General features: G+C 62.8%; 20 protein-coding genes. 9 read left to right on the top strand and 11 right to left on the bottom strand.

What is annotated here, in order from left to right:
* Positions 1 to 30 precede the first annotated feature (30 nt).
* The 5 genes from AC1DZP_RS24670 to AC1DZP_RS24650 all read right to left on the bottom strand — a co-directional run bounded on the left by AC1DZP_RS24670 (position 31) and on the right by AC1DZP_RS24650 (position 2,607).
* Complete coding sequence (locus AC1DZP_RS24670) at positions 31 to 240, bottom strand: cold-shock protein (protein WP_010915421.1); 210 nt, start codon at positions 238 to 240, stop codon at positions 31 to 33.
* Positions 241 to 325: 85 nt separating this feature from the next.
* Positions 326 to 529: a hypothetical protein gene (locus AC1DZP_RS24665; RefSeq protein ID WP_477305965.1), complete on the bottom strand. Its 204-nt coding sequence runs from the start codon at positions 527 to 529 to the stop codon at positions 326 to 328.
* 106 nt (positions 530 to 635) lie between these two features.
* Positions 636 to 1,418: an SRPBCC domain-containing protein gene (locus AC1DZP_RS24660; protein WP_477305963.1), complete on the bottom strand. Its 783-nt coding sequence runs from the start codon at positions 1,416 to 1,418 to the stop codon at positions 636 to 638.
* Positions 1,415 to 1,735, bottom strand: coding sequence for an ArsR/SmtB family transcription factor (locus AC1DZP_RS24655; protein ID WP_477305961.1), 321 nt, complete (start codon positions 1,733 to 1,735; stop codon positions 1,415 to 1,417). The genes AC1DZP_RS24660 and AC1DZP_RS24655 overlap by 4 nt, the downstream gene beginning before the upstream one ends.
* Positions 1,736 to 1,947: 212 nt before the next feature.
* A complete protein-coding gene (locus tag AC1DZP_RS24650) occupies positions 1,948 to 2,607 on the bottom strand; it encodes a glutathione S-transferase family protein (RefSeq protein ID WP_477305959.1) in 660 nt (219 codons plus the stop codon).
* A gap of 164 nt (positions 2,608 to 2,771) precedes the next feature.
* Between AC1DZP_RS24650 and AC1DZP_RS24645 the strand changes: the two genes are divergently transcribed.
* Positions 2,772 to 2,960, top strand: a complete 189-nt coding sequence (locus tag AC1DZP_RS24645) for a CsbD family protein (RefSeq protein ID WP_477226350.1) — start codon at positions 2,772 to 2,774, stop codon at positions 2,958 to 2,960.
* A 54-nt stretch (positions 2,961 to 3,014) separates the two neighbouring features.
* Here the strand turns inward: AC1DZP_RS24645 and AC1DZP_RS24640 are convergent, their stop codons facing one another.
* Both AC1DZP_RS24640 and AC1DZP_RS24635 read right to left on the bottom strand, forming a co-directional pair.
* A complete protein-coding gene (locus AC1DZP_RS24640) occupies positions 3,015 to 4,148 on the bottom strand; it encodes a metallophosphoesterase (protein ID WP_477305957.1) in 1,134 nt (377 codons plus the stop codon).
* A 95-nt stretch (positions 4,149 to 4,243) separates the two neighbouring features.
* Positions 4,244 to 4,804, bottom strand: a complete 561-nt coding sequence (locus AC1DZP_RS24635) for a TetR/AcrR family transcriptional regulator (RefSeq protein ID WP_477305956.1) — start codon at positions 4,802 to 4,804, stop codon at positions 4,244 to 4,246.
* Positions 4,805 to 4,953: 149 nt separating this feature from the next.
* Between AC1DZP_RS24635 and AC1DZP_RS24630 the strand changes: the two genes are divergently transcribed.
* Positions 4,954 to 5,745 carry an NIPSNAP family protein gene (locus tag AC1DZP_RS24630; protein ID WP_477305954.1) on the top strand — a complete coding sequence of 264 codons (792 nt, stop codon included), beginning with the start codon at positions 4,954 to 4,956 and terminating at the stop codon, positions 5,743 to 5,745.
* Positions 5,746 to 5,801: 56 nt separating this feature from the next.
* Here the strand turns inward: AC1DZP_RS24630 and AC1DZP_RS24625 are convergent, their stop codons facing one another.
* Both AC1DZP_RS24625 and choX read right to left on the bottom strand, forming a co-directional pair.
* Positions 5,802 to 6,641, bottom strand: a complete 840-nt coding sequence (locus AC1DZP_RS24625) for an alpha/beta fold hydrolase (RefSeq protein ID WP_477305952.1) — start codon at positions 6,639 to 6,641, stop codon at positions 5,802 to 5,804.
* The gene (gene choX, locus AC1DZP_RS24620; RefSeq protein WP_477305950.1) at positions 6,638 to 7,576 is read right to left on the bottom strand and encodes a choline ABC transporter substrate-binding protein; all 939 of its coding nucleotides are present in this window, start codon (positions 7,574 to 7,576) and stop codon (positions 6,638 to 6,640) included. Before choX ends, AC1DZP_RS24625 begins: the two co-directional genes overlap by 4 nt.
* Before the next feature lie 82 nt (positions 7,577 to 7,658).
* Between choX and betI the strand changes: the two genes are divergently transcribed.
* The 5 genes from betI to AC1DZP_RS24595 all read left to right on the top strand — a co-directional run bounded on the left by betI (position 7,659) and on the right by AC1DZP_RS24595 (position 11,855).
* Positions 7,659 to 8,318, top strand: coding sequence for a choline-binding transcriptional repressor BetI (gene betI, locus AC1DZP_RS24615; RefSeq protein WP_477226344.1), 660 nt, complete (start codon positions 7,659 to 7,661; stop codon positions 8,316 to 8,318).
* 67 nt (positions 8,319 to 8,385) lie between these two features.
* Positions 8,386 to 9,144, top strand: coding sequence for an SDR family NAD(P)-dependent oxidoreductase (locus tag AC1DZP_RS24610; protein ID WP_477305948.1), 759 nt, complete (start codon positions 8,386 to 8,388; stop codon positions 9,142 to 9,144).
* A 127-nt stretch (positions 9,145 to 9,271) separates the two neighbouring features.
* Entirely contained in the window at positions 9,272 to 10,669 is a 1,398-nt protein-coding gene (fumC, locus tag AC1DZP_RS24605; protein ID WP_477305946.1) for a class II fumarate hydratase, read from the top strand.
* 180 nt (positions 10,670 to 10,849) lie between these two features.
* Positions 10,850 to 11,269, top strand: coding sequence for a DoxX family protein (locus AC1DZP_RS24600; protein ID WP_477226342.1), 420 nt, complete (start codon positions 10,850 to 10,852; stop codon positions 11,267 to 11,269).
* 181 nt (positions 11,270 to 11,450) lie between these two features.
* Positions 11,451 to 11,855: a DoxX family protein gene (locus tag AC1DZP_RS24595; protein ID WP_477305944.1), complete on the top strand. Its 405-nt coding sequence runs from the start codon at positions 11,451 to 11,453 to the stop codon at positions 11,853 to 11,855.
* A 21-nt stretch (positions 11,856 to 11,876) separates the two neighbouring features.
* Here the strand turns inward: AC1DZP_RS24595 and ppx are convergent, their stop codons facing one another.
* Positions 11,877 to 13,412 carry an exopolyphosphatase gene (gene ppx / locus AC1DZP_RS24590; protein ID WP_477305943.1) on the bottom strand — a complete coding sequence of 512 codons (1,536 nt, stop codon included), beginning with the start codon at positions 13,410 to 13,412 and terminating at the stop codon, positions 11,877 to 11,879.
* Positions 13,412 to 15,613, bottom strand: a complete 2,202-nt coding sequence (locus tag AC1DZP_RS24585; RefSeq protein WP_477305941.1) for an RNA degradosome polyphosphate kinase — start codon at positions 15,611 to 15,613, stop codon at positions 13,412 to 13,414. Before AC1DZP_RS24585 ends, ppx begins: the two co-directional genes overlap by 1 nt.
* A gap of 236 nt (positions 15,614 to 15,849) precedes the next feature.
* Here AC1DZP_RS24585 and AC1DZP_RS24580 point away from each other — a divergent pair, with 236 nt between their 5' ends.
* Together AC1DZP_RS24580 and AC1DZP_RS24575 are read left to right on the top strand one after the other, a co-directional pair.
* On the top strand, positions 15,850 to 16,095 hold the full coding sequence (locus AC1DZP_RS24580; protein WP_095086137.1) for a zinc-finger domain-containing protein: 246 nt from the start codon (positions 15,850 to 15,852) through the stop codon (positions 16,093 to 16,095).
* A gap of 19 nt (positions 16,096 to 16,114) precedes the next feature.
* A complete protein-coding gene (locus AC1DZP_RS24575; protein WP_477305939.1) occupies positions 16,115 to 17,353 on the top strand; it encodes an FAD-dependent monooxygenase in 1,239 nt (412 codons plus the stop codon).
* Positions 17,354 to 17,366 lie beyond the last annotated feature (13 nt).

The following is a 17,366-nucleotide window of genomic DNA, read 5'->3' as shown; positions in this document are numbered from 1 at the left end:
CGTGGTCACCGGGAAGGCTGAATTCTGTTTTCAGGCCGCCTTCAACTGGTCGGCGGACATCTTGCCCGACTTGTTGTCGCGGACCATCTCGTAGCCGAGCTTCTGGCCCTCGACGATGTCGCGCATGCCGGCGCGCTCTACGGCCGAGATGTGGACAAAAACGTCGGCCGAGCCGTCGTCAGGCTGAATAAAACCAAAACCCTTGGTGGCGTTGAACCATTTAACTGTGCCGGTGCTCATGACGAACCCTTTCCATGGCAAATATTCGTTAATCGCGGTGCGAATGCACAACGATTTTTGTCTCGATTTTTGATGGGGAAGTTCGTCAAAGGCGCGCAAGCGTGCGCGGATAACAAAAGTCGGTCAAACAAATATCGACGAAATTCTTGTAGGCTTCTTTTTGCGCCGTGTCAATTTCTGGTTTAGCCGCCATCGAGATCAGGCGCAAAGTTGTCCGGCGAGAAGGAAACGAAACGCCGCCGCTCCAAAAAAACGCAACATGCCGGGAACCAGATCGGCGCCCGTGCATTTTAGCTGTGTCGTCAGCAGTTCATGAGAGCAATCGAAGGAAAGGTTGACGGCAAAAGACGCCTCCCGCGCGATAAAAGGCGCGAGGGGCGTTTTTGTTTTTGCCCTCACATCACGGCGGTCATCATCGGCAGGATCTCGTATCGAAAGCCCAACCCGGAACGAACCGTCGGGTCCGCCTCGGTCAGCGCCCGGACGGCGGCCTCATCGACGGCACGCACGATACCGAGCCCCCAGGGACCGGCGGGATCAGCGACCGGCCCAAACAGGATGACAGCCCCCTCACCCAATTTGCCGCGCAGATAGTCCGAGTGCTGCTTCATCAGTGTTTTTTCTGCATCGGTCAGGGTGAAGGCAAAGTCGGGCCGGGGCGGGATCAGCCGGCAGTGGAACACGCCTTGCGGCTTGCTGCCGGCTTCATCGGTGAGGAAAGTGGTCAGCCAGCCGAGCACGCGCTCCCAGCCGGAGCCGTGATCGCGGCATGCGCCTTGACGGACGCCAAACCCTTCATGGCGTAAGGTCAGCCGCGTTCCGGCACCCACCGCCTCGAGCATGTAGGTCACGGTGGTGACGTTGTCGCCGTCCCATGGCGCTTTCCACGTCAGCACCAGAAGGTGCGGCGGCTCCACCCTGAGATACTCGCCCTGGACATGAAAGTCCTGACCGTCGGCCCCCTTGCCTTCCGATCGCCACGCCCCGCCCGGCCGCAAGTCGGCGGTATGTCTCGTCGTCCGGTAAAGTTCGTCCGACCCCCACCAGAGCGGTATCTGGTCGTCCGCCGTCAACGCGCGAAACACTCGCTCGGGCGGCACCGCGATCGTTACCGTGGCGAGAATCGTGCCCGCCGATACATCGGCGATAGCGCGCGGTCTGTCGTTGTTGGCCATCATTCATTCTCCAGGTAGGATTTCAGGCTGCCGAGGCTCGCTTGCCAGAAATCGCGATATGGCAAGATCCAGTCGGCCACGTCCTTCAACTCCGCCGGTTCCAGCCGGTAGAGCCGCTCGCGGCCATATTTCTGTTCGGAGACTACCCGGAGCTCGCGCAGGACCCTGAGATGCTTGGAGATCGCTGGCCGGCTCTGCGAAAAGGCCGAGGCAAGTTCGTTGACCGGCGCCGGTCCCTGCCGCAAGCGGTCGAGGATCGCGCGCCGCGTCGGATCGGCAATTGCGCGGAAAACGGAACGGTCGGGGTCAGCCTGCGGCAAAATACGTATCCATTTGGTTACGAATTATGCCGAATTGCCGTTCCGGTCAATTCTCGTTCGCAGCCGATTCCGGATGCATGTGGAGACTGCCTCACTCCAAGCCAGACACGCCTGGCGTTGCCGCCGACATCCGCGAGGGACAGACAGGCGCCCCTCAGCCGCATCGCCTGAAACCATATTTGCGGCTGCGAGGCTCGAAGCCGCGTGCCAGATCAGTCCTGTTCGTGCGGACCAGGCTCGGGCCAGGTTTCCTTGGCGGCCTCCGCGTACCAGTGACGCATTGCTGGCGTTGAAAGCACCGCATCGACATAGGCTCTGGTGTCGGGCGCCAGCGTGCCGCCATAAGTGTCGAAGCGGGTGACGATCGGTGCATACATGGCGTCAGCCGCGGTGAAGTGGCCGAACAGGAACGGGCCGCCCTTGCCGTGTCCTTCCCGGCACTCGCGCCACAGGGCCTCGATGCGCTCCCGCTGCGCCTCGCCCTCGGCGTCGAGAGGCTTGTGGCCTTTCGGGCGACGCAAATTCATCGGCCAGCCATAGCGGACCTCGCGAAAACCGGAATGCATTTCGGTCGCCACGGAGCGCGCCAGCGCACGGGCGCCGATATCGGCCGGCCAGAGATTTTTCTCAGGAAACAGGTCGGCAAGATATTCAAGGATGGCAAGAGTTTCCCAGATGATCCTGCCATTGTGATTCAAGACCGGCACCAGCCCGGTCGGCGAAATCTTGCCGAGATTGGCCGCAGTCTCGGGCGTGCGCAGCCGCACGAACCCCTCCTCGAACGGAATCTCCAGATGCTTCATCGCCACCCAGGGCCGAAGCGACCATGAGGAGAAGCACTTGTTGCCGATATAGAGTGTGAATTCAGCCATTTTTCTCCCCGAGCGCACGATTGTCCTGAAGTCCTTTAGCCTGCCAGCCTTAACGCCGAAAGCGGTTGCGCAACTTTGATTCGCGGCTGGGGAAGCTTGGAACCTAACCGACGCCGGCTCGTTAGCCTCCGCGGACGAATTCCCCGAATTCAAACTCCCAGGAGATGCGGAAAATGGTGAACAAGGATCAGGTCGCGGGCATGGCCAAGCAGGTCAAGGGCTCTGTCAAGGAAGCTGCCGGCAAGGCGACCGGCAACAGGCAGACCCAAGCCGAAGGCACGGCCGACAAGATCGCCGGCAAGGTGCAGAAGGCCTATGGCGACGTGAAGGACAAGATCAAGAAGGCGCTCTGATCCCCATCGGATATCGCTTTTGCCCGGGAAAGGCGGCCGCCAGGGCCGCCTTTTTCATGTGCTCCAGTCCTTGCTGAAGGCGTTGGTGAAGGCGACCTCGCCATGATCACCGGTCGCCTCGCCCAGCACCACGTCCATGGCGTCGCTAGTCACCCTGGCCAGCGCGAAGCCACCCATATAGGCAGCCTTCGGCTTGATGAGGTCGAGCCCGTCGCCGCGGTAGATCAGCGGTGTGTCGTGCTTGTGGCCATGGAAAATGGCGACGACATTGTAGCCCTTCAGCGCCGCCAGCAGGGCCTGCCGGTCGGCCTCGCTCCACCAGTGCGGCGCGCCGGCACCGCCATCGTCATACGTCCTTTTGGCGGCATCCCACCGTTCTATCGAGAAGGTGTCCCAGCCATAGTGCTGGAACAGGATGACCGGGCGGCCATCCGCAGCGTAGGTGGCCAGATCCTGCTTCAGCCATGGCAGGCCGCTGTCGGCGCCGTGGCCGGTGTCGCCGGCGAAACGATGCGTCTGTACGAGATGCAGGCCGCCCCAGTCCCAGGAATAACAATCGCTGTCGACGTCGTAGTCGGTGGCCGGCACCGGCGGCTTGAAGAATACGCCGGCGCGGTGATTGACCTCGACATAGTCGCGCATTTCGCGCCGGTACCAGTCGACATGGTGCGGCGGGCCGTTCTGGTCGAGATCGTGGTTGCCGAGCCCGACATAGACCGGCACGTGCACGCGATCGGAACCGACACCTTGCTGGTAGCGCTGGCTGAACTGGAGCAGTTGGGTGCCCTCGCTCGGCTGCGTGATCTGGCCGCCGCCATCGTCGGTGATGTCGCCGCCAACGACGAGCCCAAGCGGCGTGCCGATACGGCTGCCGGCCGAGCGCAGACCGGTGGCGACGCCGTTGATCTCGGCCGGCCAATCCTTGTCGCCGAGGGCGTTCAGCGCTGCGATGTTGCGCAGCAGCGCGGCGTCGGTCTTGCCTTCCTTTTGGCAGTTGGGGCTCAAGCCGCTCGCCATGCGACAGGCATGGACATCTGCGATGAACAGGAAGGTGGCGTCGATCGGCTCGACGCGCTGCCCGGTCTGGCTGCGTGCCGGGCACGACAACGCGCCGGCCGCGGCCAATCCGGCGGCCTGGGCCAGAAAGTTGCGTCGAGAAAACAAACCAGGCGAGCGGCGATTCATCATGAGGTGAATTTCAGCATGGAGAGCGGCCGGCCGTCCAGTTCAACGCGCGACATCGCGACAACAGCGTCACAGAACTGCTCGATCACCTTTCGGGATCATTTCCAGGCCTCGCCCTGCACCGGCAGGCAGTCGCGCAGCACACCCGCATCCTGCGCCGTCTTGGCCATCGACATGGCGCCGGAATAGGTGGCTACGGCAAGTGCTGCAAAGCGCTGGGGGTCGATGCCTTGCTCCCCGCCCGCCTGCTGGTCGGCCCTGACCTTGTCGGCGATCGCCTGGCGCCATGCCGAAAAGATGCGGGCAAGTGCCGTCCGGAAATCGGGATCGGCGAGCGACAGTTCATGCGCCAGATTGTTGAGCGGGCAGCCGCGCACGAAACCCTGCTGTTCCAGTTCCGCTGCCACGGCCTCGAACACCGCGCGCACGCCCTCGCGTGCCGAAGCCGCCGCCCGCACCGGCGCGATCCATGTCGCTTCGACCGCTGCCGCCACACGCTCGTCGATCACCGCCAGCGCCAGCGCCTTCTTGGTCGGGAAATGGTGGTGCAGCGCGCCGCCGCTGACACCAGCCGCCGCCATCAGGTCGCCGAGGCTGGAGGCATGATAGCCGCGCGCCTGAAACGCCGCCTCCGCGACATCGAGCACCTTGTTGCGCATGCCTTCGGGGTCGTTGATGCGCTTTCGCGACCGAAGCCTCGGTCGAGTTGTGATCTCTGCTGACATTACCGAACAATAGCATGTTGACAAAACAGGACAACCGGTCTGTTTATAAACAGGACAATCACCCTGTTCTTGGAGACTGACGGATGAACCTGCCCCTGAATGCCACGCCGCAACCCGCGGTGCTCGCCTCGCCTGTGGTCGAGCTGCGGCAATACACGCTGAAGCCCGGCAAGCGTGACACGCTCATCGACATCTTCGACGGCAGACTGATCGAGGGCCAGGAAGACGTCGGGATGACCATCATCGGCCAGTTCAGGGATCTCGATCGTCCGGACATGTTCGTCTGGATGCGCGGTTTCGACGGCATGGACGCGCGCAGGGATGCACTGACCGCCTTTTATGGCGGGCCGATCTGGGCGGCGCATAGCAATGCGGCCAACGCAACAATGATCGATTCCGACGATGTGTTGCTGCTCAAGCCGGCATGGCCAGGCGCCGGTTTTGATCTCTCGGGCACACTGCGGGCAGGCTTGACCGCCGACAAAAAATCAAGCCGGAACAAGCCCCTGTCGGCCATTGTTGTGATCCGGATTCATCATTTGCGGCCAGGCGCCGAGGGCATTTTTGCCAGTCGCTTCGAGCCCGAGATGGCGCCGCTGATGACCGCACCCGGCGCGCGCGTGTTCGCCGCGTTCGTTACCGAGCATACCGAAAACAGCTTTCCGCGCCTGCCGATACGGGCCATCGAAAACGTCTTCATCAGCGTCATGGGATTTGACAGCCCGGAAACACACGCCCGCCACGAGGCCACGCTGGCCGGTTCGCCTGCATGGCAGGTGTTTTGGCAAGCGGTCCAGCAGGATCTGACCAGACCAACCGAGACTTTGCGTCTGTCCCCGACCTCGCGTTCGCGGCTTGGGCAGCGGTCCGCTTGATCAGGGATAGTGATGGTGCCTAAGCCCGGCAGGACGTGCAACCGGTTGTTCGGGCGCTAGCCGAGCCCGAATGTCTTGCCGATGGCCTCGGCAACAAAAGCCGGATCCTCCCAATGAGGATTGTGGCCACACTCCTCGGCGTGCACGAGGCTTGCCCCAACAAGGGCATCCAACAGCGCCCGCTGATGCGCCTCGCCGAACAGCGGGTCGTGCTGGCCGGCGATGATCAGCGTTCGAGCCTGCACGGCTCGCGCCAGGTCACTCAGATCGGTGCGGCGAATTTCCTTCAGGGTCGCTTGCCAGCGTGATGCCGGCATCTCCGAGGCGTCTTTGGCCAGGCCTGCGAGAAAGGGCTGGGGCACGCCAGGCCGGCAGGCATGCCACCAGGCATAGAACGGGTCGTCCGGCGATATCGGGTCGCGCAGAGCCTCAACGCCCATGACCAGTGGATGGTTCTGCGCCAGGTCGGGCTTCAATGTGCCGGCCAACAATACCAGCCCGCCGATGAGTTCGTTATGCCGCGCAGCCAACGCGATAGCCACCATGGCGCCCAGCGAATGGCCGACGAGCACCGGCCGGTCAAGTCGCAAGTGGGCGATCAATCCAGCAATGTCACTTGCGAAATCGGCGATGCGGCAACCTTCGCCAGTTTGCGACCCGCCATGGCCGCGCAGATCCGGCATGATCAGCCGACGTCCGGCCAGATGCGGCGCCAGGAGCGAAAAGCTGCGGCTGGTGTCAGTGAAGCCGTGCACCAACAGCAGCGCCGGCTCGGCGCCGGCGATCTCGACATAAGCAATGTCGAGATCGCCGCTATTGATGAATTGCTTGCGGCCAGCCCAGCCGTCCTGTTCCGCCCAGCCATTCGGAAAGGCATCAAATGCTGCCGGTCTCACAGGCCAAGCTTTTCCTTGACCGCGGTAAGGCCGGGCTTGCCGTCGAATGTGGTGACCCCGGCAAGCCAGGTGTCCAGACGATCCTTGTTCAGCTTGATCGCCTTCAGCCCCGCCTCTTCCGGCTTCATGCCGTCATTGATCAGGTAGCCCATGCCGACATTTTCAAAATCGATGTCAAAGGTGAGGTTTTTCAACAATTGCCCGGCATTCGGGCACTGTTGCAGGTAGCCCTTCCGCACCTGCGTGGTCACCGTCGCGGCGCCGAGGTTGGGGCCATAAAATTTGTCGCCGCCGGTGAGATATTTGAAATCGTACATCGTGTTCATCGGATGCGGCGCCCAGCCCTGGAAGACGATGAACTGCTTTTCCTTGATCTCATAGCCGACCTCCGACAGCATGCCAGCTTCACTCGACTCGACGACCTGCCAGCCGTCGAGGCCAAGCGAGGGATCGGCAATGGCATCCATCATCAGTTGGTTCGAGCCGGGCTCGATGCCGTACATTTTCTTGCCGAACTTGTCGGCGAACTTGTGCAGGTCGGCAAAATCCTTGACGCCGGCGTCCCAGACGTAGGTCGGCACGGCGAAGGTGTATTTGGCGCCTTCCAGATTGACGCGCACGTCTTCGACCGAGCCATCCTTCTTGTAGGGCTCGTAATAGGTGACCATGGCCGGATTCCAATAACCGAGGAACAGGTCGAGATCGTTGTTCTTCATGCCTTCATAGATGACGTTGATGCCTAGCACCGAGCTCTGTGGCTGGTAGCCGAGTGCACCCAGCAGGACATTGGCAACGCCGGTGGTGAAGGCCAGATCGTTCCAGCCGGGTTCGGCCATACGGACCGCCCTGCACTGTTCGGCCTCGGCAGCTTCAGCCGCAGAACAGGCCAACGCCAGGGCAGCGAGACAGACGCCATTCGCAAGGATGCGGAACATTTCGGTTCTCCTCATTTTCGACAATTGACCAATTGGTCTTTTTATTGTCCCATTGGTCAATAGTTGATCTGTGCGGACGAAAATGTCAATGTGGAATCGCAATGCATGGATCGATCCGGTGAAACTCAAGCGTCTCAGCGAGATACGCCGCAAGGAACTGCGGCAGGCGGCGTTCGCGGTGCTGGAGCGCGAAGGCATTGCCGGCGCGACGCTGGAAAAGGTGGCGGCCCAGGCCGGCGCCTCGAAGGGAATCGTGCTGCACTATTTCCGCAACAAGCAGGAGTTGTTCGAGCACGCGATGCGCGAAGCCAACGCCGTCCTGTGTCAGGCGGTGATCGCGCGCCTTCGCCGGGCGATCACCCCGATGGAGCGGATGGATGCCGTGATCGAGGGCAATTTCGAACCGCATCTTTTTCAGCCGCCTCTGTGCCATGCCTGGCTTTCGCTCTGCGCCGAGGTGCCGCGCGACGAGAAGATGGCGCGTATCCAGAGAGTGATCCACGCGCGCATGCGCTCGAACCTGTTGTCCGGCCTGCGCGGCCTTGCCTCGCCGGCGGATGCCGACGACATCGCGCTTGGCGTCACCGCATTGATCGACGGGCTTTGGCTGCGGCTCGGCCTGCAGCCAGGCAGCGTCTCGCGCGAACAGGCGGTCCGCCAGGTCAAGAACTATGTCGCGGGACGGCTCGCCATTCGGGAACCCATGCGAGAGCCGGCGGTCGAAGTTCATACCGTCGGATAGGCCGATGGCTTGACCGCGGCCGCTTATATGCGGTGCTCTCGATGGCCAAGCTGCCTCGGAGCGTAGAATGAGACTTCACGACAAGCGCGCGCTGGTTACCGGCGGATCGGACGGCATCGGCCTTGCGATCGCCGAGGCCTTTTCGCGTGAGGGTGCGGATGTCCTGATCGTCGGCCGCGACACCGAAAAACTTGATGCCGCGGCCAAGCACCTCGGCGGCAATGTCGAGACGCTGTCGGCCGATCTTGCCACCAGCGTCGGCATCGAAGGCGTGGCCGGGTACGTGAAACATTCCGGTCGGCCGCTCGATATCCTCGTCAACAATGCCGGGGTGGCTTTCCTGGTGCCGTTCGAGACCGTCAGCAAGGAACAGTTCCAGCAATCCTTCGCGCTCAATGTAACCGCGGTGTTCTTCCTCACCCAGGCTCTGCTGCCGCATCTGGCAGCAGGCGCGTCGGTGATCAACATCTCGTCCTATTTCGCCAACAAGATGATCCCGAAGCGGCCGTCGAGCCTCTATTCCCTGTCGAAGGGCGCGGTGAACTCGCTGACCAAATCACTGGCCTTCGAACTCGGCCCGCGCGGCATCCGCGTCAATGCCATCGCGCCCGGCACGGTCGACACCGCCATGCGGCGCAGCACGGTCGACAACCTGCCGGCCGAGGCAAAGGCGGAGCTGACGGCCTATGTCGAGCGCAGCTATCCGCTTGGCCGCATCGGCCGCCCCGACGATCTGGCCGGCATCACGGTCTATCTCGCCAGCGACGAGGCCGCCTGGACCAGTGGCGGCGTCTTTGCGATCGACGGCGGCTACACGGCCGGGTAAGCGTCCCGGCTCTCCCATCGAGGGGGCAAGCGCTTCAACCGATTTGCATCCGTCCTGCCCGCAATCTCCGCTTGAAGCCGTTTGTGCAACGCGATACGCCGTTGCCGACTTCGACAAGGAGAGACCCGTGACCGCTGCAAAGACCAGAACCGAAACCGACACGTTCGGCCCCATCGAAGTCGCCGCCGATCGTTATTGGGGGGCCCAGGCCCAGCGTTCGCTCGCGAATTTCAAGATAGGTTGGGAGAAGCAGCCGGCGTCGATCGTGCGCGCGCTCGGCATCGTCAAGCGGGCCGCGGCGGAAGCCAACATGGAACTGAAGCGGCTCGATCCGGCGATCGGCAAGGTCATCGTCGAGGCAGCGCAAGAGGTTATCGACGGCAAGCTCAACGACCATTTCCCACTGGTCGTCTGGCAGACCGGCTCGGGCACGCAGTCCAACATGAACGCCAACGAAGTGATCTCCAACCGGGCGATCGAGATGCTGGGCGGCGTCATGGGCTCGAAGAAGCCCGTGCATCCCAACGACCACGTCAACATGAGCCAGTCGTCGAACGACACCTATCCGACGGCCATGCACATCGCTTGCGCCGAGCGCATCGTGCACGATTTGCTACCGGCCCTGAAGCACCTGCACAAGGCGCTGGACGCCAAGAGCCGGGCTTTCGCCCACATCATCAAGATCGGCCGCACGCACACGCAGGATGCCACCCCCCTCACCCTCGGTCAGGAATTTTCGGGCTATGCCGCGCAGGTCGCTTCGTCGATCAAGCGCATCGAGCTGACGCTGCCCGGTCTGCAGGAGCTGGCGCAGGGCGGCACCGCCGTCGGCACCGGCCTCAATGCGCCGGTCGGCTTCGCCGAAAGGGTGGCGGATCGCATCGCCGCCATCACCGGCATTGCCTTCGTAACCGCTCCGAACAAGTTCGAGGCGCTGGCAGCCCACGATTCCATGGTGTTCTCGCACGGCGCGATCAACGCCTGCGCCGCCGCCCTGTTCAAGATCGCCAACGACATCCGCTTCCTCGGTTCCGGCCCGCGTTCGGGCCTCGGCGAACTGTCGCTGCCGGAAAACGAGCCGGGCTCGTCGATCATGCCGGGCAAGGTCAATCCGACCCAGTGCGAGGCAATGACCCAGGTCTGCGTGCAGGTGTTCGGCAACAATGCCGCGCTCACCTTCGCCGGCAGCCAGGGCCATTTCGAGCTCAACGTCTATAATCCGCTGATGGCCTACAACTTCCTGCAGTCGGTGCAGTTGCTCTGCGACGCTTCGGTCTCCTTCACCGACAATTGCGTCGTCGGCATCGAGGCGCGCGAAGACAACATCAAGGCGGCACTCGACCGCTCGCTGATGCTGGTGACGGCACTGGCGCCGACCATCGGCTACGACAATGCCGCCAAGATCGCCAAGACCGCGCACAAGAAGGGCACCACGCTACGCCAGGAAGCGCTGGCCACGGGGTTGGTCAGCGAAGCCGACTACGACCGGCTGGTACGGCCGGAGGATATGACGCACCCGGGGTAAGACGTTAGACGACGGGAGAATTTACTCGCGTCGCGACCTCATTCGACGCGAATTTTGCGTAAGCCGCCCGCTCACGGAAACGTACGCACTGTGAACAATGTGTCGTCAATCTGGCGGCTTTGGTGAACAGTCAGCTTGCTCTATCTGGGTTGCATTGAACCCTTCCCAGAGAGAGCCACCATGTCCATCAACACTTCAGTCGCCGGTTCCGGCGCTTCCAATGCCTCAGCCACCATCCTCCTCGGTCGCGTCCTGCTTGCCGCCATCTTCCTGCTTTCAGGTTTCGGCAAGCTCACCGCGATCGCAGGCACAGCCGGTTATTTCGGCAGCCTCGGCCTGCCCGTACCGACCGCGACGGCCATCATCGTCGGCCTGATCGAGCTTGTCGGCGGCGCCGCCATACTTGTCGGCTTCCAGACCCGGATTGCCGCCTGGGTGCTCGCTATCTTCACCGTCGCCACCGCGCTGGTCGCCCACACCGGCTGGGCCGATCAGATGCAGATGATCAACTTCCTCAAGAATCTGGGGATTGCCGGCGGCTTCATCGTGCTGGCCACCTCGGGTGCCGGCGCCTACTCGGTTGATGCCAAGCGCGGCTGATCCACAGCCAGAACACGAAAAACAAAAGCGGCGCGGAATTTTCCGCGCCGCTTTTTCGTTGTCGGTGCACAAGTCCATGTCCCGATTTGCCAGCCGGGATTTACGCCCGCATTGCTGGTAGGATCGACCTTCAGATGCGCAACAGGACCAGCCGGCCGGACTGACGACGGAGATGATAAGCATGCCTCGTAATGCACTGCTTCTGCTTTCCCGGCTGCTGCTTGCCGCCTTGTTCGTACCCTCCGGCTTCCACGCGCTTTCCGACATTGTCGGCACGACAGGCTATTTCGCCAGCCTCGGCCTGCCGCTGCCGACGCTCGCCGCCTGGGGCACCGGCTTGTTCGAACTGATCGCCGGGCTGCTCATCCTGGCCGGTTTCCAGACCCGGATCACCGCGCTGCTGCTCGCCGCCTTCTGCATTGTCGCTGGTTTCATCGGCCATTACGGCCAGGGCGGCGACGACGCGATGCTTGCCTTCCTGCATTCGCAGATGCTGATGAAGGACATCGCCATTGCGGGCGGCTTCCTGGCGCTGGCGATGGCCGGCGCCGGTGCCTGGTCGGCCGACGGGCGTGGTTCGGCGTAAGGCCTACTTCACCGAAGCGCTCTATTTCACCGAAACGCTTGGGCCGCCCTCGACGGCCAGCACCAGCCGGCGGTTGGTTATCCTTGCCAGTTGCGCCAGGCGGCCGGCCGGCCGTTCGCCATAGAGGTCGGCCAGAGATGCAGGCAGCACCAGCGCCAGCACGCCGTTGCCGCGCTGTTCCCATTTCAGCCGGGGCATGATGCCGGGCATCGATGCCGTGAGCAGGTAGACGACGCGCATCATCGCCGCCAGCACGCGTGCCCGCTCGAGGTAACGCGGCGAAGCCAGCGCCTTGATCTCGGGCGCGATGGCTTCGTTGAAGATGCCGTCGTGACGATAGGCGTTGGCCAGTGCCAGGAAGGCACGGCCGGGATGGTCGACGCCGAAGAAGGACGCGTGCGCGATAATGTTGAGCGACTGCTTGCCGCGATATTCGGGATGCGCGCGCCAGCCGATGTCGGCCAGCAATGCGGCGGCGTGGCGATAGCGCGCCTCGTCCTCTGTCTCGTCGATGCCGAAGGCGGCAAAGGTCCTGGCGGTCCAGTCGACAAGTTCATGCGCATGAGTGACGGAGCGTGAGCGCAGCCGGGCGAGTTCCTCCGACGCCGAAATCAATGGATCGGCCTTCTGCTCGGCCTCGCCGAGCAGCGAATAGAGAAAGCCCTCGCGCACGCCGAGCGCCGACACGATGATCTTCGACGGCTGCATCGCCGCCATGATCTCCTGCAGCACGATGGCGCCATAAGGCAGCAGCGAACGACGATTCTTCGAAACGCCTTCGATGCCCTTGACCTTCTCGATCTCGGCTTTGGCCACCTGCTTGAGGAAGTTCGTCGCACTGTCGGCGCTGATCTCGTAATGGTGCATGACACCGAGCGGATAATTGGTCATTTCCATGTGCAGCCGGGCGAGATTTCGCCAGGTGCCGCCGACCGCGTAGAAAGGCCTGCCCTGCCCGCCTTTCAACAGCTTGGCCCTCGACAGTTCGTCACGCGCGATCTTGGCCGCCTGGGTCAGCGAGTTCTTCGCCATGTCCTGCAGGCGCAAGCCGCCAAGCGGCAGCGTTATGCCGTCGCCGATCGCCTCGCCGTTGACGTCGACCAGTTCGAGACTGCCGCCACCCAGATCGCCGGCGATGCCATTGGCCGGATGGAAGCCCGAAATGACGCCGAGCGCCGAATAATAGGCTTCCTGGCGGCCACTGATCACCCGGATCTCGGTCTTGAGCACATCCTCGGCACGGTGGATGAAATCGGGACCGTTGATCGCCTCGCGCGCCGCGGCGGTGGCCAGCACATACATGTGCTCGGCGCCGGCCTGGTCGGAGAGCGCGCGAAAGCGGCGGAACTCTTCCATCGAGCGCGTCACCGCCTCGGGGTCGAGCTTGCCGGTGGAAACGATGCCCCGGCCGAGGCCGGCCAGCATCTTTTCGTTGAACAGCATGGTCGGCGAGCGCGCCAGCCCCTCATAGACGACGAGGCGGATCGAATTCGACCCGATGTCGATGATGGATAGCGGTCGGCGGTCCTGCAACCGGCCCTGGGAATCAGACAGCATCAGGTGGACGCTGCGGCGTTCTTCTTGCGGCGCTTGAACTGCGCGATACGCTTGGGCGCATGCGACTTCAGCGCGTCACCCCGTCCCGACAGGCTCGGATTGGTCATGAAATATTCCTGCGCGTTGAACGGTTCCTCGCCCTCCTCCAGCACCACGCGCCGGGAGGTTCCATCAGCCAATACGTCGAAACTTTGCTGATTGTCCATGATGTTGCCCAGCATGATCTGGCCCAGGATCTGTTCATGCACAGTTGGATTGGTGATCGGCACCATGGTCTCGACGCGTCGGTCGAGATTGCGCGGCATGAGGTCGGCCGAAGAGATGTAGACGATCGCCTCGTCCGATGGCAGCCCATGGCCATTGCCGAAGCAATAGATGCGGCTGTGTTCCAGGAAACGGCCGACGATCGACTTGACCCTGATATTTTCCGACAGGCCCGGCACCTGCGGCCGCAGGCAGCAGATGCCGCGCACGACGAGGTCGATCTCGACGCCGGCACGGCTGGCGTCATAGAGCGCGTCGATGATGATCGGATCGACAAGCGCGTTCATCTTCATCCAGATGCGCGCCGGCCTCCCGTCCACCGCATGAGCAATCTCGTCGGCAATATGCTTCAAGATGCGGCTTCTCAACGTGAACGGCGAGATTGCCAACCGCATTTCATCCGTCGGCTCGGCATAGCCGGTGATGAAATTGAAGAGCTGGGCGACATCGCGGGCAATCGTGGGATCGGTGGTGAAGAAAGACAGATCGGTGTAGATGCGCGCGGTGACCGGATGGTAGTTGCCGGTGCCGAGATGCACATAGTTGCGCAGCTTGCCGTCCTCGCGCCGCACCACCAGCGACATTTTCGCATGGGTTTTCAACTCGAGGAAGCCGAACACGACCTGCACACCGGCGCGCTCCAGGTCGCGCGCCCAGCGGATGTTGGCTTCCTCGTCGAAACGCGCCTTGAGCTCGACCAGCGCGGTCACCGACTTGCCGGCCTCCGCCGCATCGACCAGTGCGCGCACGATCGGGCTGTCGTTGGAAGTGCGGTAAAGCGTCTGCTTGATCGCCACCACTTCGGGATCGGCCATCGCCTGGCGCAGGAACTGCACCACCACATCGAAGGATTCGTAGGGGTGATGGACGACGATGTCCTTCTCGCGGATGGCGGCGAAGCAGTCGCCGCCGTGCTCGCGGATGCGCTCGGGAAAGCGCGGATTGTAGGGCGTGAACTTGAGGTCGTCGCGCGGGACGGCGACGATCTCGGAAATCTGGCTGAGCGCCAGCGGACCGGTCAGAACGCTGATGCGGCTCGACGATACGCCTAGCTCGCCGGCAACGAAGTCGCGCAGTTCGGCCGGCATCAATACGTCAAATTCGATGCGGATCACCGACCCGCGGCGGCGGCGCTTCAGCGCCGTCTCGAACAGGCGCACCAGATCCTCGGATTCCTCCTCGACCTCGATATCACTGTCGCGGATGATGCGGAACGTGCCGGAGCCCTTGACCTCATAGCCTGGGAACAGCTTGCCGATATAGAGGCCGACTGCCTCTTCCAGCGGGATGAAACGGACATGGTGCTTGCGGTCCGGCAAACGGATGAAGCGCTTCAGCGCCACAGGCAGGCGCAGAAGCGCGCTCATCTCTTCGCCGTTCTTGCGGTGGCGCAATTGCAGCGCCATCGAGAAACCGAGATTGGGGATGAACGGGAACGGATGCGCCGGGTCGATCGACAGCGGCGTCAGCACCGGAAACACCTGCTCCTGGAAATGGTCTTCCAGCCAGATCTTTTCGTCCTTGGTCAGTGCGTCACGGGTGATGCTCTCGATGCCTTCCTTGTTGAGCAGCACGATGAGTGCCGAAAGGCTCTTCTGCTGGTCTTCCTGCAGCCGTTCGACCTCCCGCAGCAGCTGCTCGAGCTGCTGTTCGGGGGTGCGGCCGTCAGGGCTCTTCAGCGTGATGCCCTCGCGCACCTGGCCGGCAAGACCAGCGACGCGGACCATGAAGAACTCGTCGAGGTTGGCCGCCGAGATCGACAGGAAACGGACGCGCTCCAGCAGCGGATGATTGAGGTTCAGCGACTCCTCGAGAACGCGCCGGTTGAACTGCAGCCAGGAAAACTCCCGGTTGACAAAGCGATCCGGGTTGCCGCCCTCCGGGCGAGCCACCTCGACATTCACGAATTCGCTCTGCACCGGCTTCAGTTCGTTCATTTTTCCTGCTCTTCCCGCATGCTCCGCCGCCGAGCGACACAACCTTCCCGGATGCGCCGCAGGTGACCTGAAGCGAGGCCTGACCCTCTCCGTAACCCGATTCCGTTTTCGGGGTCATTGCCTTAACCGGCTTAACTTATCCTCTGACAGGCTTTTGCGACAGTTTGATTTCATCGAACTTGCAAAGAGACCGGTTATGATCCAGATGCAGAAGAGACTGCGTTAAGGAGACGACGATGGCAGGCGGTTCCATTCCCCATTTCCAGAACGATGCGGGCCACCCGGCGATCGACATCGGCGTCAAGGAATTCATGTGCACGGGCGCCAACCCGCCGTTCGACCACCCGCATGTGTTTCTCGACATGGGCGACGACAACGAAAAAGTCTGCCCCTATTGCTCGACGCTCTACCGCTATTCGTCCAAGCTGAAGGCGACAGAAACGCTGCCGGCCGGCTGTATCTACATCGACCAAGCCGCCTGATTCCTTCGCGGCAAGCCCGATGGACAACACGCGGTCCCGGCAAATCGTCATCGCCGGGGCGGGCGTCGCCGGGCTGACCGCCGCGCTGGCGTTCGCCAAACGCGGTTACCCCGTGCAGGTGTTCGAACAGGCGCAGCGTCTGGAAGCCGCAGGCGCCGGCATCCAGCTTTCTCCCAACGCAACTCGCATTCTTCGCCACCTTGGCGCGCTCGACCGGCTGCTGCCGGCAGCGGTGCGGCCGGAAGCGGTGGTGTTGAAGGACGCCGCGACGTTGCGCGAACTGGCACGCGTGCCGCTGGGACAAGCCGCCGAAGCCCGCTGGCAGGCACCCTATCTCGTTGCTCACAGGGCTGACTTGCAGAGCGCACTGACTGCGCGCGTTGCCGAAATGCCGAACATTCATCTGACTTCCGGCGCGCATGTCAGCGGCGTTGCCAAAGGCAGCCATGGCGTCACCGTGGCTGCCGAGATGGACGGCGAGACCATCGAGGCCCAGGGCTTGCTGCTGGTCGGCGCCGATGGCGTCTGGTCATCGGTGCGCGGGCTTGTCGACACAACCAAGGGAGCGCCCTCGCCAAGAAGTCACTTTTCGGGCGAACTGGCCTGGCGTGCCACCATTCCCGCCGACAGCGCTGCCGGAAAAGCCTTCGCCGCGATCGGCGCCACCAATTGCGTCACGACCTTCCTGCATCCCGGCTTCCACATGGTCGCCTATCCCGTCAGCAAGAGTGCTGCCTTCAATCTTGTCGCCTTTACCAAAGGCGAACGCATTGCCGAGGGCTGGTCCGGGAACGCCGACACCGGGATCTTGACCGGTGCCATGCGCGGTACGGCAGCAGCACTTGCTCGTCTGATCGAGGAAGCCGGCCGGTGGACGGCGTGGCCGATCCATACGGTCGACAGCAAACAACCTTGGACGGCGCCGGGCATGGTGCTGATCGGCGATGCCGCGCACGCGATGACGCCGTTCGCGGCGCAAGGTGCCGCCATGGCGATCGAAGATGCGGCCGCACTTGCGGATGTCGTTGCGGACTTGCCCGGCGATCCGGGACAAGGTCTTCAAATCTGGGAGAACCTGCGGCGGCCGCGCGTTGCCAGGGTCGCCCGTCGCGGCGCCCTCAACCGCCTCGCCTGGCATGCCGCGGGCCCAGTCTCCATCGCACGCAATCTGTTCCTGAAAATGCGCTCGTCTGAAAAACTCGCCGCCGATCTGGACTGGCTTTATGGCTGGCAGGCGCAGAAAATCATCCGGCGCTGAAAGCTGGGGCATA

It is taken from the genome of Mesorhizobium sp. P2_F8, from assembly GCF_056403655.1.
The sequence above is the reverse complement of the archived record's forward strand: the minus strand, read 5'-3'. Positions and strand labels throughout refer to the sequence as shown.